Genomic DNA, 24010 nt, shown 5'->3' with positions numbered 1-24010 from the left:
GCGCATGGGTGCATGGCCGGGGGCGCGCGGGAGGGGGCGGGGCGTGAGATGGGTAGCCAGGGATGGGGGCAAGCGTCTTACCCCGGCAAACCGCACATGTCGCGCATTGACGGTATGTCAGCTGGGCAGTGATCTTCCGGCCGGAACTTTGTGTTCCGGAAGATCGCGACATGCTCCAGGGGATCGCACCGCAGGGGGTAGCACATGGCCGCAAGGCCTCTCGTGGCGAGGCAGCCGAACGAACGGTTGCAGGCACTCATCCAGGAAGCGGGGTGCTCGAACGCCGGACTGGCCCGGCGGGTCAACATGTGCGGCGCCGAGCACGGCCTCGACCTGCGCTACGACAAGACGTCCGTGGCCCGCTGGCTGCGCGGCCAGCAGCCGCGGGGCCGGGCCCCGGCGATCATCGCCGAGGCGCTCGGGCGCAAGCTCGGCCGTACGGTCACGATCGACGAGATCGGCATGGCCAACGGCAAGAACCTCGCCTCGGGGGTCGGTCTCCAGTTCTCGCCGACGGTACTGGGGGCCATCGAGCAGGTCTGCGAGCTGTGGCGCAGCGACGTGGGGCGCAGGGACTTCCTGTCCGGCTCCTCCGTCGCCGCCTCCGCGCTGGTCGAGCCGAGCCGCGACTGGCTGATCTCGGCGCCGGACCCGCAGGTGGCCCGGCAGGCGGGTCCGCGGGTGGGCCAGTCCGACGTGGCGGCCGTACGGTCCATGACCCGGGCGCTGGTGGACCTCGACCACCAGTACGGCAGCGGGCATGTGCGCCCGGTCGTCGTGCACTACCTCAACAGCGTCGTCTCCGGGCTGCTCGCGGGCTCCTACCGGGAGGCGGTCGGCCGGGAACTCTTCGCCGCCGTCGCCCGGTTGACGGAGCTGGCGGGGTACATGGCCGTCGACACCGGGCAACCGGGCCTCGCCCAGCGGTACTACATCCAGTCGCTGCGGCTCGCGCAGGCCGCCGGGGACCGTGGATACGGCGGTTACGTGCTCGCCGCGTCCATGAGCCACCTCGCCGCGCAGCTCGGGAACCCACGTGAGATCGCCCAGTTGGCGCGGGCGGCGCAGGAGGGGGCACGCGGGCAGGTGACCCCGCGCGTGGAGGCGATGTTCCACGCCGCCGAGGCGCGCGGGCACGCCCTGCTCGGAGACGCGCGCGCGGCACAGGCGGCCGGCGGGCAGGCGGTCACCGCGATGGAACGGGCGGACGACTCCGCCGGGGACGACCCGGTGTGGATCGCCCACTTCGACGAGGCCTACCTGGCCGACGAGTTGGCCCACTGCCACCGTGACCTCGGACAGGCCGACCAGGCCGCGCGGTACGCCGAGCAGTCGCTGGCCGGGCACCCGGAGTCCCGGGCCCGCCGGCGCGCCATCGGCTATGTGCTGCTCGCCACGGCCCAGGTGCAGCAGCGCGAGATCGAGCAGGCCTGCGCCACGGGCATGAAGGCGGTGGAACTGCTGGAGACGCTCCGCTCCAACCGGGGCGCCGAGTACCTGGACGACCTCCAGCAGCGGCTGGAGCCCTTCCGGGAGGAGGCGGTGGTACGGGAGTTCGGGGCGCGGCTCGATCTCCAGCAGGCCGCGTGAACACCAGCCCCGCCGGCGCGTGAACGAACGGGAAACGGCACCCGGGTGTGCGCCGGGTGCCGTGCACGGCGCATCGCGGAACGGCGGTGTTACCGCGGTCACAGGGAGGAGGTCGCGAACCGCGCTGCGTGGCACGGGGCTCGGGGGAGCCGGTAGCGTGAGCCGACGATTCACAAGGTCCCCCATTAGTAGGAGTCCCGGTGACGCAGAGTGGACAGGGCGAGGAGCCCTCGGCGCGGACCGCGCGCGAAGGCATCGTGCTGCCCTCCGACGGAGGAGAGCCCCTGCTGCCGGGCATGACCGGGACGCCCGCCCCCGCCCACCCGGCCGGCGGACAGTCCTGGGGCGGTTCCTGGGGCCCCGAGCAGCAGGCGCCCCAGCCGGACCAGGGCTGGCCCCCGGCGGCAGCGCCGCAGTGGGACGCCCCCGGCGGCCCCGACCAGCGGCCCCCGTCCGCCGCGAACCCCGGCCCGCTGCCCCCCGAGGGCGCCCCGGCCCCGTCGTACGGCGGCCAGGCCCCTGGCTACGGCGGCCCGACGGCGTCCTACGGCGGTCAGGAGGCGCAGTACGGCGGCGGCCAGGCCGGCCCCGGTGCCTACGGCGCGGCCCAGCAGCCCGCGTACGGCGCGCCCGACCCGTACCAGCAGCACGCGCAGCAGCAGCCGTACCCGGCGCAGCCCGCCCCGGGCCGGCCCGCCGCCGCGCCGCAGCCGTCCGCGTACCCGGCCGCGGGCGCCCCGCTGCCCCCGAGCGCGGACGGTGCGACCCAGTACTTCCCGCCGGTCCCCGCCGGCCCCGCCACGCCCGGCGACGAGGGCGCCACCCAGTACATACCGCCCGTGCCGGCGGCGTCGGCCGACGGCGCCACCCAGTACATACCGCCGGTTCCCGCCGGGAACGGTGTTCACGAGGCGGCCACCCAGTACATGCCGCCGGTCGCGCCCGGCGCGCTGCCGGCGGAGTCGGCCGGCGAGGAGACGCGGTACCTCGGCCAGGCGCCCCGGCAGGCGGCGCCCGCGCCCTCGGACGCGGAGGCCACGCAGTACATCCCGCCGTACGCCGCCCAGGCCCAGGCGCAGGGGGCGGACCGGCAGCCGCCCGCCGAGTTCGACAACCTCTTCCGCGGCGGCCCCGGGGGCGGCGACAGCCCGGCCGGGTCCACCCAGCAGTTGCCGCGGATGCAGCAGCCGGACGCCTATCCCGGCCCGGCGCAGTCGTCGTACCGCCCGGCGCAGCCGTCGTACGACGCGGGTCCGGACGACGACGGCGGGCGGCGCCGGGGCCGGTCGCGGGTGCCGCTGATCGCCGCGATCGGTGTCGGCATCGTCGTGCTCGGCGTCGGCGCCGGCGCGCTGCTCAGCGGCGGCGGAGACAAGGACCAGGGCGGGGACGGCAAGACGGTCGCCGCCGCCTCCCCGGCCACCCAGGACTCCGCCTCGCCCGCCGTCGACCCCGCCCGGCAGCAGGCCGTCGAGCTGGACAAGCTGCTCGCGGACAGCGGCAGCAGCCGGGCCTCGGTGATCCAGGCGGTGGCGGACGTCAAGCAGTGCGACAACCTCGACCAGGCCGCCTCCAGCCTGCGCGACGCGGCCCGGCAGCGCGGCCAGTTGGTCACGCGGCTCGGCAAGCTGTCCGTGGACAAGCTGCCCGGCAACGCCGATCTGACGGCCGCGCTGACCAAGGCATGGCAGGCGTCCGCCGCGGCCGACAACCACTACGCGGCCTGGGCGGACCAGGCCAAGGGGCACAAGGTCTGCCGCAAGGGACACGCCCGCACCACCGGCGAGACGCAGGCCGGCAACCGGGAGAGCGGCACCGCCAGCGCGCAGAAGACGAAGGCGGCGGCGCTGTGGAACGCGATCGCCAAGCAGTACGGCCTCACCCAGCGCCAGCCGACCCAGCTGTGACCGCCGGCCGTCACGGCACGTCGGCGTTCTCCAGGGTCGAGGTCATGTCGGCGATCCCGTGGGCGCCGCCGATGCCCTGGCGGGCCGCGACCAGCTTGCCGTCCCGGACCACCTGGAGGGTGACGTCGGCGTTGACCAGCCGCGGGAAGCCGACCACGGCCAGCTTGCCCTCGTAGGGCCAGTGCAGGGTCGGGGTGAGGCCGCCGGTGGAGACCCGCAGGCCGTCGTTGAGGGTGCGCCGCACGGTGTCGGCGCTCACCTCGCCCTCGCCGATCTTCTCCAGGACGGCCTTGAGCACGGTGTAGGCGATCCACGTGGTCTGCACGCCGGCGTCCGCGGGGTCGATGCGGTTGTCGCCGAAGGCCTCCTCGTTGATCACCTTCTTCATCGGGTCCCAGCGGTGGTCGGAGGCGACCGGGTACCAGCCGGTGATGTACGCCCCCTCGTACGGCCCCGACGCCCCGCCCGTCGTGTTGATGACGGTCTGGTCGACGCTGCCGAGCACGGTCGCCGTGCGCACGGCCGGGAAGTCGTCGCGGGCCCGCCGGAAGGAGTCCATGAAGGTGTCCGTGCGGTCCCCGAGCGCGGGCACCACACAGCCCTTCCGCGTGACGCCCTCGGTCGCGTAGCGCAGCGCCTGCTCGGCCTGGCCGCCGTACTCGGTGGCGTCGTCCGCGGCGAGCTGGTCGCCGGCGTCCGCGTGGCCGCCCGCCTTGAGACCGGCGTCGAGCATCGCGGGCAGCTGGTCGCCGGCGATGCTGTCCGGGCGGACCAGGGCGACGTTGCCGCAGCTCTGCGCGAGGGCCTTGCCGAGGCCGGCCAGGAGGGCGGGCTGGCCGCCGTTGACCGGGTAGGACATGGCGCCGGTGAACTCGTCGTTGGTGACGCCGTAGCCGCCGATGTAGGGGATGCCGGCGCCCTCCAGCGGGGCGAGGTAGGAGTCGCCGAACTGGCTGTAGGAGCCGACGACCGCGACCACGTTCTCGGTCGCGGCGCGCCGGGCGCACTTCGCGGCGCCCACGCTGTCGTTGTGGTCGTTGCAGGTCAGCACCTCCAGCCTGCGGCCGTTGATGCCACCATGGGAGTTGATCCACTTGGCGTAGGCGCGGGCCATCGCGGGCATGCCGGGCTTGTTGGTCGCGTCGGTGTCCTGCGGGGCCCAGGTCATCACCTTGACCGGGTCATCCCCGGAGCCCCCCGTGGCACCGGGGATGACCCCGCATGCGGCGGTGAGCGACGCACAGAGGGCCACCGCTCCCGCCGCGAGGGCGGTGGCTCCGACGGGGCGGGGAAGGACGGGACGAGGGGTACTGCGCGTGCGTCGCCTGCCGGTCATGCACACACACGATTCCCTCACAGCACTAACCCGGGAGTGACCCTTGGTCAACGAAGGGTGACGCGGAGGTGAATTACGGGGGCATGTGAGGCTTCTGGGGTGGGGAACGTACGATCGATGACCGTGCAAGGTTCGGAGAACTCTTCCCGTCGCGGCCGTCGCTCCTCCACCATGGGCGGCATGCCCTTGAATGACATGCCGTGGTGGCGCTGGCGCAGCAATGTGCGCTCGGCGCTGCACATGCTCTCCGACCCGGTGTTCCAGCGGGACGTCTGGCTGGCCGGCGTGGACGGCTACGGCGACGTCACGGACGCCGTGTACCGGCTGGTGGAGGACACCTGGCTGGACAGCTGGTCGGCCGAGAAGTACGTCGGCACCATATTCCGGGACTCTCAGGAGGCGGCGCTCGTCGACACCGCCGTGCTGCGGGTGCTGCGGATCATGCACCAGGTCGGCCCGGACGCGCCCGTCGCCGCCTACCTGGACCACTCCGGCTGGCCGGACGCGGTGCGGGCGGCCCGGGACGCGCACGTGCGGATGTCGGCGAGCGACGGGGAGGACCCGGACACACCGCCGAAGAGCCTGGACGTGCTGCGGATCCTGACGAGGTCCTGACGAGGTTCCGACGAGGTTCCGACGGGGCCCTGACGGGTCCTGGCGCGGTCCGCGTGGCGGACGGCCGCCCCATGGCGGGCGGCCGGTGTGGGACCCTGTGGGGCATGACCGATCAGTCCGCCTCTTCCGCCGCCGCACCGGCCGACCAGTACGTCCTCACGCTCTCCTGCCCGGACAAAAAGGGCATTGTGCACGCCGTGTCCAGCTACCTGTTCATGACCGGCTGCAACATCGAGGACAGTCAGCAGTTCGGCGACCACGACACGGGACTGTTCTTCATGCGCGTCCACTTCTCGGCCGAGGCGCCGGTGACGGTGGACAAGCTGCGGGCGAGCTTCGCCGCGATCGGTGACTCCTTCCACATGGACTGGCAGATCCACCGGGCCGACGAGAAGATGCGCATCCTGCTGATGGTCAGCAAGTTCGGGCACTGCCTGAACGACCTGCTGTTCCGGGCCCGGATCGGCGCGCTGCCGGTGGAGATCGTGGGCGTGGTGTCCAACCACACCGACTTTGAGGAGCTGGTGGGCTCCTACAACATTCCCTTCCACCACATCCCGGTGACGAAGGACACCAAGTCGGAGGCCGAGTCGAGGCTGCTGGAGATCGTCCGCGAGGAGAAGGTCGAGCTGGTCGTCCTCGCCCGCTACATGCAGGTCCTCTCCGACGACCTGTGCAAGCAGCTCAGCGGCCGGATCATCAACATCCACCACTCCTTCCTGCCGAGCTTCAAGGGCGCGAAGCCGTATCACCAGGCGCACGCGCGGGGTGTGAAGCTGATCGGCGCGACGGCGCACTACGTCACCGCGGACCTGGACGAGGGCCCGATCATCGAGCAGGAGGTCGAGCGGGTCGGGCACGACGTGACGCCGGACCAGCTGGTGGCCATCGGCCGGGACGTGGAGTGCCAGGCGCTGGCGCGGGCCGTGAAGTGGCACGCGGAGCGGAGGATCCTGCTCAACGGGCGCCGGACGGTGGTGTTCGCCTAGCCGGCCGGGCGCCCCCGGGGCGCGGGGAACCGCGCGAGCAACCCCCGACCACCCGCAGCCCCCGACCACCCGCAGCCGCCGACGCGTCCGGTCCCGCCCCTACATCCGGCTCAACGACGCGACCGCGAAGAGCACGTCCCTGATGGCCTCCCGGTCGCCCACCTGGCCGACCGCGGCTTCCGCCGGAGGCACATGCCCTGCCGCCAGCTTGCAGAACTCCACGCCGTCCAGGGCCACGTGGGCCACCTCGAAGTCGGCGGAGCCCACCGCCGCCGGTGAGTCGAGGGGGATCAGCCACTCGCCGCCGGCCGGTCCCTCGATCTCCAGGCGCAGGCTGCGGCCGGGCGCGCCCGCCGGGACCAGGTGCGGGGTCCGGCGGCCCGGCCCGGACAGTCCCGCCCGGCGGCGCGCGGCGAGCGCCGTCGGCAGCAGACGGGCCGCGAGGTCGATCATCCGGTTGAGGTGCCGCGGCGCCGGCGGCGCGTACGGATAGTCCACCGCCTCGGCGATGTCCTCGGCGTGCACCCAGCACTCGAAGGCGCGGTCCAGCATCGCGTCGTGCAGCGGCAGCGCGAAGTCGCCGTACGGCACCGTGAGCCCGCCCGCGTGGCCGCCGGTGAAGGACACGGTCCGCACCAGGCTGTGGCTCTGCTCCCGCCACGGCCCCCGCACCGAGCGCGTCGGCGGGAAGTGCGAGGCCCGCCAGTACGCCTCCGTGCGGCCCGCCGGACCCACGGCGCCCCTGTCGGCGTCGGCGACCTCGGCCAGCGGGTCCTCCAGCCCGAGCGCCGTCGCGACCAGCCCGTCCACCGACAGCAGGTGCGCGATCACCCCGGCGACGGTCGAACGGCGGCTCGTCGGTGCGTCGGCCTCGAACCAGCGCAGCCGCACCGGCGCGTGCCACTCCGCGTCCCCGAAGTCCTGGAGCAGCGCGTCCAGCCGCGCGGTCTCGGCGTCGTACGGCGCCGCCCAGTCGGGCACCGGGATGCGCGGCGGCCGGCGGTTCAGGCAGGCGGCCAGGACGCGGGTGCGCAGCGCCGGGTTCAGGTCCAGGCTCTCCGGCTGGTGCAGCAGGCCGACGGCCTCGCGCAGCCGGCGGGCCTCGTCGGCGCAGGATCCGCAGTCGCCCAGGTGCTCCTCGACGGCCGCCGTCTCCGCCGCCGAGCAGGCGGCCAGCGCCCAGGCGCCGAGCAGCGACTTCAGGACGTCGTGCGACAGGTCGAGCGGCACGGGTGCGAGGTCCCCCGGATCGGCGAGGTCGGGCAGCGGGAGCCCGCTGTCCTCCACGGAAGCGCGGGGCATGGGTATCCGCGGGGCCGGGACGGGACCGGACCCGCCGGCACCGGGCGGCACGTCCCCCGAGCCGCGCCCGTCGGCGTAGCCCCGGGGCCGTTCGCCGCGTGCGGCACCGCCACGGCCCTCTTCCCCGTGGCCGGCGTGTTCGCCGTACTCGCCGTACTCGTCGTGTGCCCCGGAGCCGCCCGTCCCCTTCACACCGCACCCCGGTATCCCGGCGGTGTGCCGGTGTCGTGGGCGGTGGAGAGGAGTTGGAGGCCGAGGCGGAGCCGGCGGCGGGCCTCGTCCTCGGTGACGCCGAGGTCGGCCGCGGTCTGGCGGTAGTCGCGGCGCTGGAAGTAGGCCAGGTCGAGGGCGGCGCGCAGCGGGGCCGGCATGGAGTGCACGATGTAGTCGGCGCGGGCGGCGACCGAGGCGCGGCGGACCTCGCTCTCCAGATCCTCGCGTCGCGGCTGCTCCGGTTCCTCCCGGTCGCGCAGCCGCTGTACGGCGACCCGGTGGGTGACGGCGGCGATCCAGGAGCGCAGGGGGCCCTGCTGGGGGTCGTAGGTCTCGGGGTGTTCCCAGACGTGGGCGAAGACCTCGCGGGTGACGGCGTCGGCGTCCTGTTCGCCGGCGAGGACGCGGTGGGCGAGGCTGTGCACGAGGGAGGCGAAGCGGTCGTACAGCTCGCCGAGGGCTGCCGCCTCACCGCGCGCGAGCCGTTGCTGCATCTTGCGGTCCCAGCGGGGCGGTACGTCCTTCCTGGCCATGCGGTCCCCTCCCCTCCCCCTGTCCGGCCCGTCCAGCCTGTCGGTCCTGCCTTCTCGAATGTAGTCGGCACGCCTGACGGCGCACGCCCCTTTGTGCCAATGTGCGCCCCCGGAAGGGCCGCAGGTGATAGTGCCCCCTTCACACATCCTTCACACGAGGTGCGTGCACCTCTGATCGAACAGGATCGATAGTGACCGAAACAAGCCCCTAGTCGATCGACTGCCGTTTGTCGCGTCACGTTTCAGGGAACGGCCGCTGGGCAGCCGCGCGACAGGAAACGTAGGAACTGCTTCCGTTTCCGGGCGGTTCCGGGAGATCCGGCGAGCGGAGGGCAGGGCCGTGGCATTCAGCGTGACCGGCGTCGAACAGGGCGAGTGGGCCGTCCTCCGGGTGTCCGGGGAACTGGACCTGATGACTTCGCCGGTGCTGCGCCAACGGGTGCACGACAGCGTCGCCGAGGGACACCACAGCCTCGTCGTGGACCTCTCCGACGTGTTCTTCTGCGACTCCAGCGGGGTCGGCGTCCTCATCGCAGCCCGTCGGCTGATCCGCTCCTGCCAGGGCCGGCTGCGGCTGATCCTGCCGGACCGGGGAGCCGAGGACGGCTCGCACGTCAACCGCGTGCTCGGCGCGCTCGGCGTGCGCCGCCTCTTCGACGTCCACCCCGACGTGGACTCCGCGACCACGGACGAGGCCGGGCCGCTCTCCGCCTGAGCGGCCGTCACGGCGTCGCGACACGGCCACACTGTTGTCGCGGAATTCCCCCGGTCTTGGCACAACCGCCGGTTTCCCGCCGTCTGCCGGCCGTCCGCGTCGTACGCTCCCTGCCAGGTCACCCCCACGCACGGGCAGGACCACCCGTACGACCCTCATGTAAGGCGGCCCGAACAGACATGGTCAGCACCGAGTACGAGCGCAGGATCGCCGCCCGGTTCGCCACCTTCGACCAGGACGGCAACGGCTACATCGACCGGGAGGACTTCAACGCGGCGGCCAAGGCGCTGCTCGCCGAGTTCGCCGTACCCGCCCGCTCCGACAAGGGGCAGGCGCTGTACGCCGGCGCGGAGGCGTTCTGGCAGGGCATGGCCGGCATCGCCGACCGGGACGGCGACCAGCGCATCACCCGTGCGGAGTTCGTCACCGGCGCGGTCAAGCGGCTGCGCGACAACCCCGGCCGCTTCGCCGAGATCGCCCGGCCCTTCCTGCACGCGGCCCTGGCGGTGGCCGGCACGGACGCCGACGGCCGGATCGGCACCGCCGACACCGCGCGCGTGCTGCGCGTGTTCCACGTCCCGGAGGAGACCGCCCGCCAGGCCGCCGCCGCCCTCGACACCGACGGCGACCGCAGGATCGGCGAGGCGGAGATCGTACCGGCGTTCGCGCGCTACTTCACGGTCCCCGAATAGCGGGAACCCACGGCACGGTCCGGCCGCGGTCGACCGGACCGCCCTCACCCGAACCGCTCCCGCAGCTTGTACTTCAGCACCTTCCGCAGTGTCTCGTTGCGCGGAAGGGCGTCCACCACCTCCAGGCGCTCCGGGAGCTTGTGCACGGACAGTCCTTCCGCGCGGAGGAAGGACACGACCTCCGGCAGGGTCAACTGCGGTGTATCGGACTGCTGTTCGACCACCGCGCAGACCAGTTCGCCGCGCTCGGTGTCCGGCAGGCCGATCACGGCCGCGTCGCCCACCGCCGGATGCGCGGCCAGCAGGTCCTCGACCTCCTTGGCGGAGATGTTCTCGCCCTTGCGGATGATCACGTCCTTGAGCCGGCCGGTGAGGACGAGGTGGCCCGACGGCGTCAGGTGCCCGAGGTCGCCGGTGCGCAGGAAGCCGTCGGCGTCGAAGGCGGCGGCCGTCTGCGCGGGGTCCAGGTAGCCCTGGCAGACGGCCTCGCCGCGCAGCCGTATCTCGCCGTCGGTGATCCGGACCTCCATGCCCCGCGGGGGCCGCCCCTCGGTCGTGGCCAGGTTCTCGGGTGTGTCCTCCGGGTCGCCCATGGTGATCATCGGGACCTCGGTCATGCCGTAGCCGTGGGTGAGCTGGACGCCCATCTCGCGGACCACGGCGTGGTACAGCCCGGGTGGCTTCGGGGCGCCGCCGCCCGCGAGCAGCCGCAGGGTGGGGATCACCTTCTCGCCCGGCCGTTTGCGCTGCTCGGCCAGGAACAGGGAGTAGAAGGCCGTGGAGCCGCCGGCCACGGTGACCCCGTGCCGCCGGTACTCCGCCAGCGCCCGCGGCAGCGCGAAGTGCTCGCACATGAGGGCCGGGAAGCCGTAGAGCAGGAGCATCACGGTGTAGTCGGGGCCGGCGATGTGGGCGTAGGGGAAGGCCATCGAGCCGACGTCGTCCGCCGACAGACGCAGGGCGTGCGCCAGGCAGGTGCCGCCCGCGATCAGGGAGCGGTCGGTGTGCAGCACGCCCTTGGGGTCGGAGGTGGTGCCCGAGGTCCAGTAGATCCAGCGGACCGAGGTGCCCTCGGCGGGCGGCGGGGGCAGGACGGACGGGTCGCCGTCGGGGAGGTCGTCGTACGCCTCGAAGATCCCCCTGGCGCCCAGCCGCCGGGCCATTTCCGTATGGTCGTGGCCCCGCCACACTCCCGGTACGGCGAAGAACTCCGCCTTCGACCCGCGCAGCGCGAAGCCGACCTCACGGTCGCGGTAGAAGGGGATGACCGGGGACTGCACGGCGCCCAGGCGGGCCAGCGCGAAGGACAGCAGGGCGGTCTCGATGCGGGTGGGCAGCTGCCAGGCGACCACCGTGCCGGGGCGCACGCCCATGCCGTACAGGCCGGCCGCGACGCGCTCGGCCCGGGTGCGCAGGTCGCCGAAGGTGAGCACCCGGTCCTCCTGGAGCAGGACCGGCCGGCCGGGGGTGAGGTCGGCGCGGCGGGTGACCAGCTCCCACAGCGTGCGGGCCGAACCCAGGGCCTGCGAAGTCTCGTTCACGGCTGCCCCCTGCTTGGCTGACGACTCGTCAGATGCCATGCTATCTGACGGGCCATCAGATCAGCAGGGCCCAGTCGAGCACCGTCCGGCGGAGGGGACCCATGGCGAGAGAACTGCCCCGCATCATCAGCGTCGACGACCACGTCATCGAGCCCGCCCACCTCTTCGAGACCTGGCTGCCCGCCAGGTACCGGGACCGGGGGCCCCAGCCGCTGACCGCCGGGATCGGGGAACTCGCCTACGTCGGCGGGAAGTACCAGATCACCATGGACCCGGCGGGACAGCCGACGGACTGGTGGATCTACGAGGACCTGAAGTTCCCGTACAAGCGGAACATCGCCGCCGTCGGCTTCGACCGGGACGAGATGACCCTGGAGGGGATCACCCGGGAGCAGATGCGGCGCGGCTGCTGGGACCCCGGGGCCCGGCTCGCCGACATGGACCTCAACCACGTCGAGGCCAGCCTCTGCTTCCCGACCTTCCCGCGCTTCTGCGGGCAGACCTTCGCCGAGGCCCACGACAAGGAGGTCGCCCTCGCCTGCGTGCGCGCCTACAACGACTGGATGGTGGAGGAGTGGTGCGGGGACAGCGGCGGCCGGCTGATCCCGCTGTGCCTGATCCCGCTGTGGGACGTCGGGCTGGCCGTCGCCGAGATCCGGCGCAACGCGGCACGCGGCGTGCGGGCGGTCACCTTCTCGGAGATCCCCACCCACCTCGGGCTGCCCTCCATCCACTCCGGCTACTGGGACCCGTTCTTCGCCGTCTGCCAGGAGACCGGGACGGTCGTCAACATGCACATCGGCAGCAGCTCCCAGATGCCCGCGGCCTCCCCCGACGCGCCCCCCGCCGTCCAGGCGTCCCTGAGCTTCAACAACGCCATGGCCTCGATGATGGACTACCTCTTCAGCGGGGTCCTGGTGCGCTTCCCCCGGCTGAAACTCGCCTACTCCGAGGGTCAGATGGGCTGGATCCCGTACGCCCTGGAACGCGCCGACGACGTGTGGGAGGAGCACCGCGCCTGGGGCGGGGTCAGGGACCTGGTCCCCGAGCCGCCGTCGACGTACTACTACCGGCAGATCTTCTGCTGCTTCTTCCGCGACCGGCACGGCGTCGCCTCGCTGGACGTCGTCGGCCGCGACAACGCCACCTTCGAGACCGACTACCCGCACGTCGACTCGACCTTCCCGCACACCAAGGAGGTCGCCCTCGACCATGTGAAGGGCCTGGACGACGAGACCGTCCACAAGCTGATGCGGGGCAACGCCATCCGCATGCTCGGCCTGGACCTCGACCGGTGATGGACCTCTCCCGCACACCCGAGGAGGAGGAGTTCCGGACCCGGCTGCGGACGTGGCTCGCCGCGGTGCTGCCCACCCTGCCGGCCAGGCCGTCCCCGGACGACTGGCCCGGCCGCCGCGCCTACGACCTGCGCTGGCAGCGGATGCTGTACGACGCCGGGTACGCCGACGTGCACTGGGACGCCTCCCCGACCGTCCGGATGATCTTCCTGGAGGAGACCGAGAGGGCGGGCGCGCCCTACGTGGGCGCCAACTTCGTCGGACTGCTGCACGCCGGACCGACGATCGCCGCCGAGGGCACCGCCGACCAGCGGGCCCGCTGGCTGCCGCCGATCCTGCGCGGCGAGCAGGTGTGGTGCCAGGGGTTCAGCGAGCCGGACGCCGGCTCCGACCTCGCGTCCCTGCGCACCCGCGCGCGCAGGGACGGCGACCACTACGTGGTGACCGGGTCCAAGATCTGGACCTCGCACGCGGAAGTCGCCGACTGGTGCGAGCTGCTGGTCCGCACCGACCCGGCCGCGCCCCGGCACCGTGGCATCACCTGGCTGGCCCTGCCGATGGACGCCGAAGGCGTCACCGTACGGCCGCTGCGCACGCTCGCCGGGTCGGCGGAGTTCGCCGAGGTGTTCCTGGACGAGGTGCGGGTGCCGGTCGCCAACCGGGTCGGGGAGGAGAACGACGGCTGGCGCGTGACCATGGTGACCCTGTCCTTCGAACGCGGTACGGCCTTCGTCGGCGAGGTCGTCGCCTGCCGCCGGGTACTGGGCGAACTCGCGTCCGCCGCACGGGAGAACGGCCGCTGGGACGATCCGGTGCTGCGGCGCCGGCTCGGCCGGCTGGACGCGGAGTTCCGCGCGCTGTGGCGGCTGACCCAGTGGAACGTGAGCGAGGCGGAGGCGAACGGCGGGGTGCCCGGCGTCGGCGGCTCGGTGTTCAAGCTCCGCTACTCGCACGCCCGGCAGGAGCTGTACGACGCCGCGGCCGAGGTCCTCGGCCCCGACTGCCTGGATCTGGACCGCCCCTGGGTGCTCGACCGGCTGTCCTCGCTGTCGTACACGATCGCCGCCGGGACCTCGCAGATCCAGCGCGGCATCGTGGCCGAGCGGATCCTCGGCCTGCCCAGGGGGAGGTGAGCGTGCGTCCTCGGCCCACACAGGATCACGCGGACCGCGCGGAGGGGAGGTCCGGTGCGTTTCCGGCTCACCGATGACCAGCGGGCCCTGCGGGCGGGTGTGCGGGACCTGCTGGAACGCCGCTTCGGGCGGGAGGCGCTGCGCGCGGCCGTCGCCGTGCCGGGCCGGCTCGACCGGGCGCTGTGGCGGACCCTCGGGGAGGCCGGGTTCTTCGCCCTGCGGCTGCCCGAGGCGGACGGCGGGGTCGGACTGGGGCTGCCCGAGGCCGTGCTGGCCTTCGAGGAGGCCGGGCGGGCCCTGCTGCCCGGCCCGCTGGTGGCCACGCATCTCGCGGCCGGCGGTGTGCCCGGCGCGGCGCGCGGGGAGACGGTCGTGGCGGCCGTCGACGGCGGGCTGGTGGAGTGGCTGGAGGCGGCGGACGTCGTCCACGGGGACGCCTCCGGTGCCGTACCGCTGCGTTCGGTGGACCCGCTCACCCCGCTGCACCGGGTGCCCGCACCCGGCCCCCCGGATCCCGTCGCCGTGCTGCTGACGGCCGCCGAGCAGCTCGGCACCGCCGGACGGGTGTGCGAGCTGGCCGTGCAACACGCCCGGACCCGAGAGCAGTTCGGGCGGCCCGTCGGCGCCTTCCAGGCCGTCCAGCATCTGTGCGCGGACCTGCTGGTGCGGGCCGAGACCGCACGCGCCGCCGTCTACGCCGCCGCCGTCACGGCCGACCCCGCCGACATCGCCGCCGCCCGGCTGCTCGCCGACGAGGCCGCCGTGCGGGGGGCCCGCGACTGCCTCCAGGTGCACGGCGGCATGGGGTTCACCTGGGAGGCCGACGTGCATCTGCACCTGAAGCGGGCGTGGGTGCGGGCGCGGCGCGCCGGGGGGAGCGCCGAGGGCGAGGAACTGCTCGCCGCCGCGCTGGCGCGGTGAGCCGCCGGTGGTTTCCCGGCCGCCGTACTCCGGAAGCCATGGCCCACGATGTTGCGGATGGTGGCCTGTCGGCGTCACAGAGCGTTGATACCGGGTTGTGTCCTTCCCGGGACTCGTCACGGCCCGGAGTCGGTGTCCGCTCGGGTACCTTGTGTGAGATGCGAGTGGCTGCGCGGACGAGCCGGGCCGGCGGTGCCCCTGGGGCAGTGCCGGGTCGCGCGGTGCGCGCCGCAGCTCGCGGGGCCGTCAGGCCCGTTGTCCCCGTCTGTTCGACTCCCCGGCACGAGCGTCGCACAGTATGCCCTACGCGTACTCCTTCGCGCGGGAATATGCCCGAAGCGCTTGTTGGGGTGACTGTACGTCAACCATGCTGTCTCGCAAGGGAGTCACGGTCCGTGACCCTTGCTCTGGCCGTTGTTCTGGCCATGCAGAAAATGGCTGGGATCGTGGCCCTCGTGATCGCCGCCGCGGCTGAGACCGCGGCGCGCGGTGGGCGCGGGGTCATGGATCCGCCGGTTCGGATGGTGTGAGCGGTGCAGGTGCTTCAAGTGCAGCTGGAGATCCGGCCCGACCCCGCGGAGGTGGGACGGGCGAGGAGGTGGGCCCGCTCGCGGCTCGCGGGATCGGGGATAACGGCCGACGAGCCGCTGGCCGAGACCCTGATCCTGCTCGTCTCCGAGCTGGTGACCAATGCCGTGGTGCACACCGGCCGGCCGGCCGTGCTGCGGCTGTGTCTGCCGGGTCCGGCGGCCGAGAAGTGCCCGTCGGCCACGGTGCGGGTCGAGGTGACCGACCGCAGCTCGCGCGCGCCCGTGCCCCGCTGCGCCGACGACGACGCCACCGGCGGCCGGGGTCTGGCCCTCGTGGACTGCCTCGCCGACCGCTGGGGCTGGAGCCCCGAGGGCGCCGGCAAGAGCATCTGGTGCGAACTGGACCGCTGTTCACAGCCCCGGCAGAGCGCCGCGCTGGCGTGCGGGGGCGGACTGTCCGCGTACGAGGGTCTCGCCTTCGAAGCGGTGTAGCGGCCCCGAGCGGTGGTGCGCCGGGGGGGTGCGCCCGTGCGCGGGTGCTGTGAGCGGGGCTGCCGCAACACGGGTCCGTACCGGCGTTGACGTTCCCTGGGTGCCTGATCAGGCTGGGGTGCGTCGGTCCGCCGCGAGGGGACGGCGAGGGCCCGGGACGACGGTGGTCCTCGCCGAGTGCGGGTCGTATCGGACGGCGGCGCGTGCGCGTGACGGTGGGGGAGGCGCGCGCCGCCGACCGCGGACGCGCCGCCGCCGTCGCTCACAGGATCGCCACCGGGGCCACCGGTGTCCCCGTCGCGCCCACGAACGGCTCGGGCATCGCCGACAGCAGGAACGTGTACCGGCCCGTTTCTCCACAGGCTGTGGACAACTCTTCGAGATTCCAGTTCTGGCCCTGGAGCATCCCCATCTCCACCAGGTGCAGCGCGTGCACGGGCAGCCACAGGTCCTCGATCTCGGGCGGGAAGACCTCGAACGTGAGCGTGTCGTTCGCGACCGCCGCCACATCGCGCGCGTGGAACCACTCCGGGCAGCGCACCGAGAGCCCCGGCGACGGATAGCCGTAGCCGTGCTTGTCCCCGGACAGGTACACCCGCACCTGTCCGGTCCGTACGAGCACGATGTCACCGGCACGCGCGCGCGTACCGGCGAGCTCCTCGGCCGCCTCCAGGTCCTCGGGGGTGACCGCGTGGCCCCCCGGCAGCCGGTCCACGCCCCGCGCGCGTGCCACGTCCAGCAGCACCCCGCGCGAGACGAGGTGCCGCACCTTGTCGATCCCGCTGAACTCGGCACCGCCGTGCGCGGTGACCGTGTGCGCGGGGCGGCCGTTGTAGAGCCTCCCCGAGTGCGAGACATGGGTCAGCGCGTCCCAGTGGGTGCCGGCCTGGAGCCCCATGGTCACCGCGTCGTCGCTGCACGCCACCGTGCCCGGCCCGAACAGCTCCTGGTTGAGCTGCACCATCGCGTGCAGCGGATTGACCCGGCCGGCGATCATCCCCGTCTGCACACCGTCCTGCGCCAGGGGGAGGGCGAGCGGGACGCGGCGGCCGGTGCGCACCTCGCGGGCGGCCTCCCGCACGACGTCGTCCGTGATCAGGTTCAGGGTGCCGATCTCGTCGTCGGCGCCCCAGCGTCCCCAGTTGTTCACGCGCCCCGCGATCGTGTGGAACTCCTTCGGCAGTGCCATCCGGTGCCTCCCCGGGGCTTGTGCCCGCGCGGTCGGCGGGCCATAGAATCTAACGCGCCGTCAAATCTAACGACGCGTCAGAAACTGCGGGAAGGGGCCGGGCGTGGGGAACTTCTTGGCCGGCAAGGTCATCGCCGTGACGGGTGCCGGGCGCGGGATCGGACGGGCGGTCGCGCTGGCCGCGGCGGCCGAGGGGGCGAAGGTCGTCGTCAACGACTACGGCGTGGCCGTGGACGGCGCCTCGCCCACCAGCGAGGTCGCCGAGGCCGTCGTCAAGGAGATCGAGGCGGCGGGCGGCGAGGCCGTCGCGGTCGCCGACGACATCTCCGCCATGGCGGGCGGACAGCGGGTCGTGGACACGGCGGTGGAGACGTACGGCCGCGTCGACGGGGTCGTGTGCGTGGCCGGCATCCTGCGGGAGCGGATGCTGTTCAACATGACCGAGGAGGAGTGGGACCCGGTCGTCGCCACCCATCTGAAGGGCACGTTCACCGTGTTCCGGGCCGCCTCCGCCGTCATGCGCCGGCAGCGCTCCGGCACCCTCATCGGCTTCACCAGCGGCAACCACCAGGGCTCCGTCGCGCAGGCCAACTACAGCGCGGCCAAGGGCGGGATCATCTCCCTCGTGCGCAGCGCCGCGCTCGGCCTGCACAAGTACGGGGTGACCGCGAACGCGGTGGCACCGGTGGCGCGTACGCGGATGTCGGCGAACGTGCCGGTGCGGCTGGCGGAGATCGGCGAGCCGGAGGACGTGGCCGCGCTGGTGGTGTACCTGCTGTCCGAGCGGGCCGCCGCGCAGGGCGTCACCGGGCAGGTGTACACGGTCGCCGGGGCGAAGATCGCGGTGTGGGCCCAGCCGAGGGAACTGCGTTCCGTCTACGCCGAGGGGTCCGGCTGGACGCCCGAGCGGATCGCCGAGGTACTGCCGGGGTCGGTGGGGACGGATCCGATGCCGATGCTCTCCGAGCTCGCGGCGATGGAGGAGGCGGCGCGGGCGGCGTCCCGGCCCAACGCCCGGTAGCCCGGGGGGAGCTCGCGCGGCGGGCCGGCACCCGGCCGACACCGGCGCCGGTCACCGATCAGAGGCGGTGGACATGGAGTTCGGGTTCAGCGATGAGGACGAGGCGTTCCGTGCCGAGGTGCGGGGCTGGCTGGGTGAGCACACCCACGCCTCGACGACGAGGCGTGCTTGGGAGAGGACCCTCGGTGCCGCCGGCTGGATCGGGCTCGGCTGGGCGGAGGCGGGGTACGGCAACCGGACCGTGCCCCTCACCCAACAGGTCGTGTGGGCCGAGGAGTACGCCCGGTCGGCCGCGCCCCCGCGCTCCGGGCACATCGGGGAGAACCTGCTCGCCCCCACCCTCCTCGCCCACGGCGACGAGGAGCAGAAGAACCGCTTCCTGCCGCCGGTCGCCGCCGGAGAGGAACTCTGGTGCCAGGGATACAGCGAACCCGGTGCCGGCTCCGACCTCGCCGCGGTGCGCACGGCGGCGGTGCGGGACGGGACGTCGTACCGGATCAGCGGGCAGAAGATCTGGACCTCGCTCGCCCACGAGGCCGACTGGTGCTTCGTGCTGGCCCGGACCGACCCGGACGCCCGCCGCCACCACGGCCTCAGCTTCCTGCTCGTGCCCATGGACCAGCCCGGCCGCGTCGAGGTCCGCCCCATCCGGCAGCTCACCGGCACCAGCGACTTCAACGAGGTCTTCTTCGACGGGGCACGCGCGCGCGTGGAGCACGTCGTCGGGGGAGAGGGACAGGGCTGGCGGGTGGCGATGAGCCTGCTCGGATTCGAGCGCGGGGTCTCCACGCTGGCCCAGCAGATCGGCTTCGCCCAGGAGCTGGCGGGGGTCGTCGCGGCTGCCGTGGAGACCGGGGCCGTACGCGATCCGGTGCTGCGCGCCCGGCTCGTCCGCCAGTGGGCCGAGCTGCGCGCCATGCGCTGGAACGCCCTGCGCACCCTCGGCGGCTCCGCCGACCCGGGCGCGTCCAGCGTGGCCAAACTGCTGTGGGCGAACTGGCACCAGCGGCTGGGCGAGCTCGCCGTCCAGGTCAGGGGCGCGGCGGCGGCCGTGGGCCCCACGGACTGGTCGCCGGTCTCGCCGTACGCGCTCGACGCGGACCAGCACCTGTTCCTGTTCTCCCGGGCCGACACCCTCTACGGCGGCTCGGACCAGATCCAGCGCACGATCGTCGCCGAGCGCGTGCTCGGTCTGCCGGGTGAGCCGAAGGGGGACGTGTGATGCGGGGTGTGGTGTTCGACGGCAGGCGGGTCCAGGTCGTCGACGATCTGACGGTACGGCAGCCGGGCCCCGGCGAGGTGCTGGTCGCCATCGCGGCGGCCGGGCTGTGCCACAGCGATCTGTCGGTGGTGGACGGCACCATCCCGTTCCCGGTACCGGTGGTGCTGGGCCATGAGGGCGCCGGGATCGTGGAGGCGGTGGGGGTGGGCGTCACCCATGTCGCGCCCGGTGACCATGTGGCCCTGTCCACGCTCGCCCACTGCGGGACGTGCGCGGATTGCGACCGGGGGCGGCCGACCATGTGCCGGCGGGCCATCGGGCGCCCGGCGAAGCCGTTCACACGGGGCACGGGCCCGGTGCACCAGTTCGCCGCCAACTCGGCCTTCGCGGAACGCACGGTCGTCAAGGCCGTGCAGGCCGTGCGCATCCCCCGGGACATCCCGCTGACCTCCGCCGCGCTGATCGGGTGCGGGGTGCTCACCGGGGTCGGCGCGGTCCTGAACCGGGCGCGGGTGGACCAGGGGGACAGCGTGGTCGTCATCGGCACGGGCGGGATCGGGCTGAACGTCCTCCAGGGGGCGCGGCTCGCGGGCGCCCTCGCCGTCGTGGCCGTCGACGCCAATCCCGCCAAGGAGGCGGTGGCCCGGCAGTTCGGCGCCACCGACTTCCTGACCTCGGCGGACGGCGTGCGGGACCTGCTGCCCACGGGGGCCGACCACGTCTTCGAGTGCGTGGGCCGGGTGGAGCTGATCCGCCAGGCCGTCGACCTGCTCGACCGGGGCGGACAGGCGGTCCTGCTCGGCGTGCCCCCGGCCACGGCCGAGGCGTCCTTCCTCGTCTCCTCCCTCTACCTGGACAAGTCGGTCCTCGGCTGCCGGTACGGCTCCTCGCGCCCCCAGCGGGACATCGCGCTGTACGCCGAGCTGTACCGCCAGGGGCGGCTGATGCTGGACGAGCTGGTGACGGCGGTCCATCCGGTGGAGGACTTCGAGAAGGCACGGGCCCAGGCGGAGGCCGGCCGGGTGGCGCGGGCGGTGCTGACGTTCTGACCCCGTGTGAGCCCCCGTCAGATGCCCCGGCCGAAGTTGTCCACAGGCTCGGGGCAAGGGGGCGGCGGTTGTCGGTGGGGGCCCCTACCGTCGAGGCATGAGCTACCGCGATGTCGTCTCCCGGCGGGTCCTGACCTGGGCCCTGGTGGCCGTCGGCGCCCGCATGCCGGTGGCCATGGCCCCGCTGGCCCTGGTCTTCCTGGTCCGCGAGCGCCCCGGCGGCTACTCCCTGGGCGCGGCCCTCGCCGCCGCCTACGTCATCGGCGAGATCGTCGGCGCCCCCGTGCTCGGCACGCGCCTGGACCCCCGGCGGGCCCGCCCGCACCTGGCCGCCGGACTCGTCGCCGGTGCCGTCGGATTCGCGGGCCTCGGCGCGTTCCCCGGCGCGCCCGCCGCGCCGCTCACCGCCTTCGCGTTCCTCGCCGGGGCCGGGCCCGCCGCCGCGCCCGGCGGGCTGCGCGCGTGGCTCACCTCCCTGGTGCCGGCGCGCGCGGCGGCCCAGGCGCTGTCCGCCGAGTCGGTGCTCACGTTCGGCGTCTGGGCCGTCTCCCCGGCCACCGTCACGGGGCTCGCCCTCGGCGCCGACCCCCGCCTCCCGCCGCTGCTCGCCGCCGCCCTGATGGCGTCGTCCGCCGCGGGCCTGTGGCTGCTCCCGGCCGGCTGGGCGGCGGACGGGCCCGGCGGTCCGGCCGAGAGCGGCGGCCGGGACGGCGGGGGCGCGTCGAAGCAGCGCCTGCTGGCCCGGGCCTGGCCGGTGTACGTCACGGGCGCGGCCAGTCTGTCCCTGCTGGCCCTCGCCGAACTGGTCCTGCCCGCCCTGCTCGAACAGCGCGGCATCGGCGTCGGCTGGGCGGGCCCGCTGCTCACGGTGATGGCGGCGGCCTCCGCCGTCGGCGCCTTCCTGTACGGCCTGCGGTCCTGGCCGGGGCTGCTCCGCACCCGCAGCGCGGTCCTGATGACCGGCATGTCGGCCGCGGTCGCCGCGGTCGCCCTGATACCCGGCACGCCGGGCATCGCGGCGGCACTGGCCGTGGCCGGGCTGCTCCAGTCCGGCGCGATGCTCACCCGGAACCTGTCCCTGCGCGAGGTGCTCCCGCCGCGCGTCCTGGCCGCCGGCTACTCGGTCATGTACGCCGCCGTGGGCGCCGGTTACGCGGCGACCGGTTCGCTCGCGGGCGCCCTGCTGCCGCGCACCGCGCCCTCCACGGCGATCCTGGCCGGGGTGGCCCTCACCCTGCTGCTGACGGCGGTCGGCTGGTGGGGCGAGAGACGGACCGGCCGGTCAGCTCCGGGTGCCGACGCGGTCCTGCCGCTCGGCGCCGCCGGTGCGGAAGGCGCGCCGGTAGGCGGTGGGCGTGACCCCGAGGGCGGCCTGTAGGTGCTGGCGCATCGACTGGGCCGTGTTGAAGCCCGACTCCCGGGCCACCTGGTCCATCGACAGGTCCGTGGACTCCAGCAGGTGCCGGGCGCGCTCCACGCGCTGCTGGGTGAGCCACTGGCCGGGGCTGATGCCGACCTCCTCGCGGAAGCGGCGGGTGAAGGTGCGTACCGACATGGCCTCCTGCTCGGCCAGGTCGCGCAGCTGGATCGGCTCGTGCAGCCGGCCCAGCGCCCAGGCGCGGGCGGCGGTCGTCGTGGCGACCTGCGGGTCGGGGACCGGGCGGTGGATGTACTGGGCCTGGCCGCCGTCGCGGTGGGGCGGTACGACCGTGCGGCGGGCCACCTCGTTGGCGACGGCCGTGCCGAAGTCGCGGCGGACCATGTGCAGGCACAGGTCGATCCCGGCGGCGACCCCGGCCGAGGTCAGCACGTCCCCGTCGTCGATGAACAGCACGTCCGCGTCCACCTTGACCTTCGGGAACATCCGCTGGAAGCGCTCGGCGTCGGCCCAGTGCGTGGTGGCCGGGCGTCCGTCGAGGTAGCCGGCGGCGGCGAGGACGTAGGCGCCGGTGCAGATGGAGGCCAGCCGGGTGCCGGGGCGGACGCGGGCGAGGGCGGCGGCCAGTTCGTCGGTGAGCCGGCCCTCGTCGTAGAGCGGGCCGAGTTCGTAGGACGCCGGGACGATCACCGTGTCGGCCGTCGCCAGCGTCTGTGGGCCGTGCGCGATCTGCACGGCGAAGTCGGCGTCCGTCTCGACGGTGCCGGGCGGCCGGACCGAGCAGGTCACGACCTCGTACAGGTGCCGGCCCCGGGCGTCCCGGGGGCGGCCGAAGATCCGGTGCGGTATGCCCAGCTCGAAGGGCAGTATGCCGTCCAGGGCGAGGACGGCGACCCGGTGCGGCCGGAATTCCCCTGCGGCTGCGCTCGTCATGGCCCGATCATAGCGAAGTGTGTCCAGCGGGCCACTCGATGCATGGTCATGCGCACGGGAGGGTGGGGGCGTGACTCAGACAACCCCAGCCGCCGCTCCCGTCCAGGTCCCGCCCGCCCGGCGTGGCCGCGTGCACCGTGCCTGGTTCGTCGCCGCCGTCACGTTCGTCACGATCACCGGCGCGGCGGCCTTCCGATCCCTGCCCGGCCTGCTCATCGACCCGCTGCACCAGGAGTTCGGCTGGTCGCGCGGCACGATCGGCGCCGCCGTCTCCGTGAACCTCGCGCTCTACGGCCTCACCGCGCCCTTCGCCGCCGCGCTGATGGACCGTTTCGGCATCCGCCGCGTGGTGGCCGCGGCGCTGACCGTGATAGCCCTCGGCTCCGGCCTGACCGTGTGGATGACGGCGGCCTGGCAGCTGCTGCTGTGCTGGGGCCTGCTGGTGGGGCTCGGCACCGGCTCCATGGCACTGGCCTTCGCGGCGACGGTGACCAACCGCTGGTTCACCGAACGGCGCGGTCTGGTCACCGGCATCCTCACCGCCGCCTCGGCCTCCGGCCAGCTGGTCTTCCTGCCGCTGCTGTCCTGGATCGTCGAGCGCCACGACTGGCGGCCCGCCGCGGTCACGGTCGCCCTGGCCGCGTTCGCCGTCGTCCCCTTCGTCTGGCTCCTGCTGCGCGACCACCCGGCCGACGTGGGCGTGGCGCCGTACGGGGCACGGGAGTTCGTGCCCAAGCCGGCACCCGTCACCGGCGCCGCCCGCCGCACCCTCGGCGTCCTGTCCACCTCCGCCCGCACGGGCACCTTCTGGCTGCTCGCCGGCACCTTCGCGATCTGCGGTGCCTCCACCAACGGCCTGGTCCAGACGCACTTCGTGCCCGCCGAGCACGACCACGGCATGCCCGTGACGACGGCGGCCTCGCTGCTCGCGGTGATCGGTGTGTTCGACGTCGTCGGCACGATCGCCTCCGGCTGGTTCACCGACCGCTTCGAACCGCGCCGCCTGCTCGCCGTCTACTACGCCCTGCGCGGCCTGTCCCTGCTGTTCCTGCCGATGCTGCTGGGCCCCGCCGTCCACCCGCCGATGCTCTTCTTCATCGTCTTCTACGGCCTCGACTGGGTCGCCACCGTCCCGCCGACCCTGGCCCTGTGCCGCGAGCAGTTCGGCGAGGACAGCGCCATCGTCTTCGGCTGGGTGCTCGCCTCCCACCAGGTCGGCGCGGCCGTCGTCGCCTACCTCGGCGGAGTCGCCCGGGACGTCTTCGGCTCCTACGACGTCGTCTGGTACGCCTCCGGCACGCTGTGCGCGGCGGCGGCCCTGATGGCGCTGGTCATCCGGCGCACCACACCGGCCGCCCGCACGCTCGCCGTATCCTGACCGCACCACTGAACGCATACCGCGGAAGGGAAA

Annotated in this window: 22 protein-coding genes; 16 read left to right on the top strand and 6 right to left on the bottom strand. The window is 73.7% G+C overall.

Going from position 1 to position 24010, the window contains the following annotated elements:
• Positions 1-204 precede the first annotated feature (204 nt).
• Together IE273_RS08065 and IE273_RS08060 are read left to right on the top strand one after the other, a co-directional pair.
• A complete protein-coding gene (locus IE273_RS08065) occupies positions 205-1590 on the top strand; it encodes an NsdA family TPR-like regulatory protein (RefSeq protein WP_189814440.1) in 1386 nt (461 codons plus the stop codon).
• 200 nt (positions 1591-1790) lie between these two features.
• Entirely contained in the window at positions 1791-3497 is a 1707-nt protein-coding gene (locus IE273_RS08060; RefSeq protein ID WP_189814439.1) for a hypothetical protein, read from the top strand.
• A 10-nt stretch (positions 3498-3507) separates the two neighbouring features.
• Here the strand turns inward: IE273_RS08060 and IE273_RS08055 are convergent, their stop codons facing one another.
• On the bottom strand, positions 3508-4833 hold the full coding sequence (locus IE273_RS08055; protein ID WP_189814438.1) for an ABC transporter substrate-binding protein: 1326 nt from the start codon (positions 4831-4833) through the stop codon (positions 3508-3510).
• 117 nt (positions 4834-4950) lie between these two features.
• On the opposite strand from IE273_RS08055, the gene IE273_RS08050 reads away from it, so the two are divergent.
• A complete protein-coding gene (locus IE273_RS08050) occupies positions 4951-5448 on the top strand; it encodes an SCO4402 family protein (RefSeq protein WP_189814437.1) in 498 nt (165 codons plus the stop codon).
• 104 nt (positions 5449-5552) lie between these two features.
• On the top strand, positions 5553-6437 hold the full coding sequence (gene purU, locus IE273_RS08045) for a formyltetrahydrofolate deformylase (RefSeq protein WP_189814436.1): 885 nt from the start codon (positions 5553-5555) through the stop codon (positions 6435-6437).
• A gap of 99 nt (positions 6438-6536) precedes the next feature.
• Here purU and IE273_RS08040 read toward each other — a convergent pair whose 3' ends face one another.
• Both IE273_RS08040 and IE273_RS08035 read right to left on the bottom strand, forming a co-directional pair.
• On the bottom strand, positions 6537-7931 hold the full coding sequence (locus IE273_RS08040; protein ID WP_373309313.1) for a zf-HC2 domain-containing protein: 1395 nt from the start codon (positions 7929-7931) through the stop codon (positions 6537-6539).
• The gene (locus tag IE273_RS08035; RefSeq protein ID WP_189814435.1) at positions 7928-8485 is read right to left on the bottom strand and encodes a sigma-70 family RNA polymerase sigma factor; all 558 of its coding nucleotides are present in this window, start codon (positions 8483-8485) and stop codon (positions 7928-7930) included. The genes IE273_RS08040 and IE273_RS08035 overlap by 4 nt, the downstream gene beginning before the upstream one ends.
• Before the next feature lie 340 nt (positions 8486-8825).
• On the opposite strand from IE273_RS08035, the gene IE273_RS08030 reads away from it, so the two are divergent.
• Together IE273_RS08030 and IE273_RS08025 are read left to right on the top strand one after the other, a co-directional pair.
• Positions 8826-9200 carry an STAS domain-containing protein gene (locus IE273_RS08030; protein ID WP_189814434.1) on the top strand — a complete coding sequence of 125 codons (375 nt, stop codon included), beginning with the start codon at positions 8826-8828 and terminating at the stop codon, positions 9198-9200.
• Between the two features lie 179 nt (positions 9201-9379).
• Positions 9380-9892: an EF-hand domain-containing protein gene (locus tag IE273_RS08025; protein ID WP_189814433.1), complete on the top strand. Its 513-nt coding sequence runs from the start codon at positions 9380-9382 to the stop codon at positions 9890-9892.
• 44 nt (positions 9893-9936) lie between these two features.
• Here IE273_RS08025 and IE273_RS08020 read toward each other — a convergent pair whose 3' ends face one another.
• Positions 9937-11433, bottom strand: a complete 1497-nt coding sequence (locus tag IE273_RS08020; RefSeq protein ID WP_189814432.1) for a class I adenylate-forming enzyme family protein — start codon at positions 11431-11433, stop codon at positions 9937-9939.
• Between the two features lie 101 nt (positions 11434-11534).
• Between IE273_RS08020 and IE273_RS08015 the strand changes: the two genes are divergently transcribed.
• The 5 genes from IE273_RS08015 (at position 11535) to IE273_RS08000 (ending at position 15807) form a co-directional block, all read left to right on the top strand.
• On the top strand, positions 11535-12731 hold the full coding sequence (locus IE273_RS08015; RefSeq protein WP_189814431.1) for an amidohydrolase family protein: 1197 nt from the start codon (positions 11535-11537) through the stop codon (positions 12729-12731).
• Complete coding sequence (locus IE273_RS08010; RefSeq protein ID WP_189814430.1) at positions 12731-13864, top strand: acyl-CoA dehydrogenase family protein; 1134 nt, start codon at positions 12731-12733, stop codon at positions 13862-13864. Before IE273_RS08015 ends, IE273_RS08010 begins: the two co-directional genes overlap by 1 nt.
• Positions 13865-13918: 54 nt before the next feature.
• A complete protein-coding gene (locus tag IE273_RS08005; RefSeq protein WP_189814429.1) occupies positions 13919-14785 on the top strand; it encodes an acyl-CoA dehydrogenase family protein in 867 nt (288 codons plus the stop codon).
• Positions 14786-15180: 395 nt separating this feature from the next.
• Positions 15181-15315 carry a hypothetical protein gene (locus tag IE273_RS44635; protein ID WP_268257496.1) on the top strand — a complete coding sequence of 45 codons (135 nt, stop codon included), beginning with the start codon at positions 15181-15183 and terminating at the stop codon, positions 15313-15315.
• 18 nt (positions 15316-15333) lie between these two features.
• Positions 15334-15807, top strand: coding sequence for an ATP-binding protein (locus IE273_RS08000; RefSeq protein ID WP_189814636.1), 474 nt, complete (start codon positions 15334-15336; stop codon positions 15805-15807).
• A 262-nt stretch (positions 15808-16069) separates the two neighbouring features.
• On the opposite strand, the gene IE273_RS07995 is transcribed toward IE273_RS08000, so the two are convergent.
• Positions 16070-16996 (bottom strand): cyclase family protein, encoded by a 927-nt coding sequence (locus IE273_RS07995; RefSeq protein WP_189814428.1) that lies wholly within the window; start codon positions 16994-16996, stop codon positions 16070-16072.
• Between the two features lie 103 nt (positions 16997-17099).
• Between IE273_RS07995 and IE273_RS07990 the strand changes: the two genes are divergently transcribed.
• The 4 genes from IE273_RS07990 to IE273_RS07975 all read left to right on the top strand — a co-directional run bounded on the left by IE273_RS07990 (position 17100) and on the right by IE273_RS07975 (position 21666).
• Positions 17100-18017 carry an SDR family NAD(P)-dependent oxidoreductase gene (locus IE273_RS07990; RefSeq protein WP_189814427.1) on the top strand — a complete coding sequence of 306 codons (918 nt, stop codon included), beginning with the start codon at positions 17100-17102 and terminating at the stop codon, positions 18015-18017.
• A 73-nt stretch (positions 18018-18090) separates the two neighbouring features.
• Complete coding sequence (locus IE273_RS07985) at positions 18091-19239, top strand: acyl-CoA dehydrogenase family protein (RefSeq protein ID WP_189814426.1); 1149 nt, start codon at positions 18091-18093, stop codon at positions 19237-19239.
• Positions 19239-20288 carry a Zn-dependent alcohol dehydrogenase gene (locus tag IE273_RS07980; RefSeq protein WP_189814425.1) on the top strand — a complete coding sequence of 350 codons (1050 nt, stop codon included), beginning with the start codon at positions 19239-19241 and terminating at the stop codon, positions 20286-20288. The genes IE273_RS07985 and IE273_RS07980 overlap by 1 nt, the downstream gene beginning before the upstream one ends.
• A gap of 97 nt (positions 20289-20385) precedes the next feature.
• Positions 20386-21666, top strand: a complete 1281-nt coding sequence (locus tag IE273_RS07975; protein ID WP_189814424.1) for an MFS transporter — start codon at positions 20386-20388, stop codon at positions 21664-21666.
• Here IE273_RS07975 and IE273_RS07970 read toward each other — a convergent pair.
• Entirely contained in the window at positions 21571-22599 is a 1029-nt protein-coding gene (locus IE273_RS07970) for a GlxA family transcriptional regulator (RefSeq protein WP_189814423.1), read from the bottom strand. The two genes, IE273_RS07975 and IE273_RS07970, sit on opposite strands and share 96 nt — an antisense overlap.
• Positions 22600-22669: 70 nt before the next feature.
• On the opposite strand from IE273_RS07970, the gene IE273_RS07965 reads away from it, so the two are divergent.
• The gene (locus tag IE273_RS07965; RefSeq protein ID WP_189814422.1) at positions 22670-23977 is read left to right on the top strand and encodes an MFS transporter; all 1308 of its coding nucleotides are present in this window, start codon (positions 22670-22672) and stop codon (positions 23975-23977) included.
• Positions 23978-24010: the final 33 nt, after the last annotated feature.

It is taken from the genome of Streptomyces olivaceoviridis (assembly GCF_014650115.1).
GTDB classification, from domain to species: Bacteria; Actinomycetota; Actinomycetes; order Streptomycetales; family Streptomycetaceae; genus Streptomyces; species Streptomyces olivaceoviridis.
This window is presented reverse-complemented; position numbering and strand designations above follow the sequence as displayed.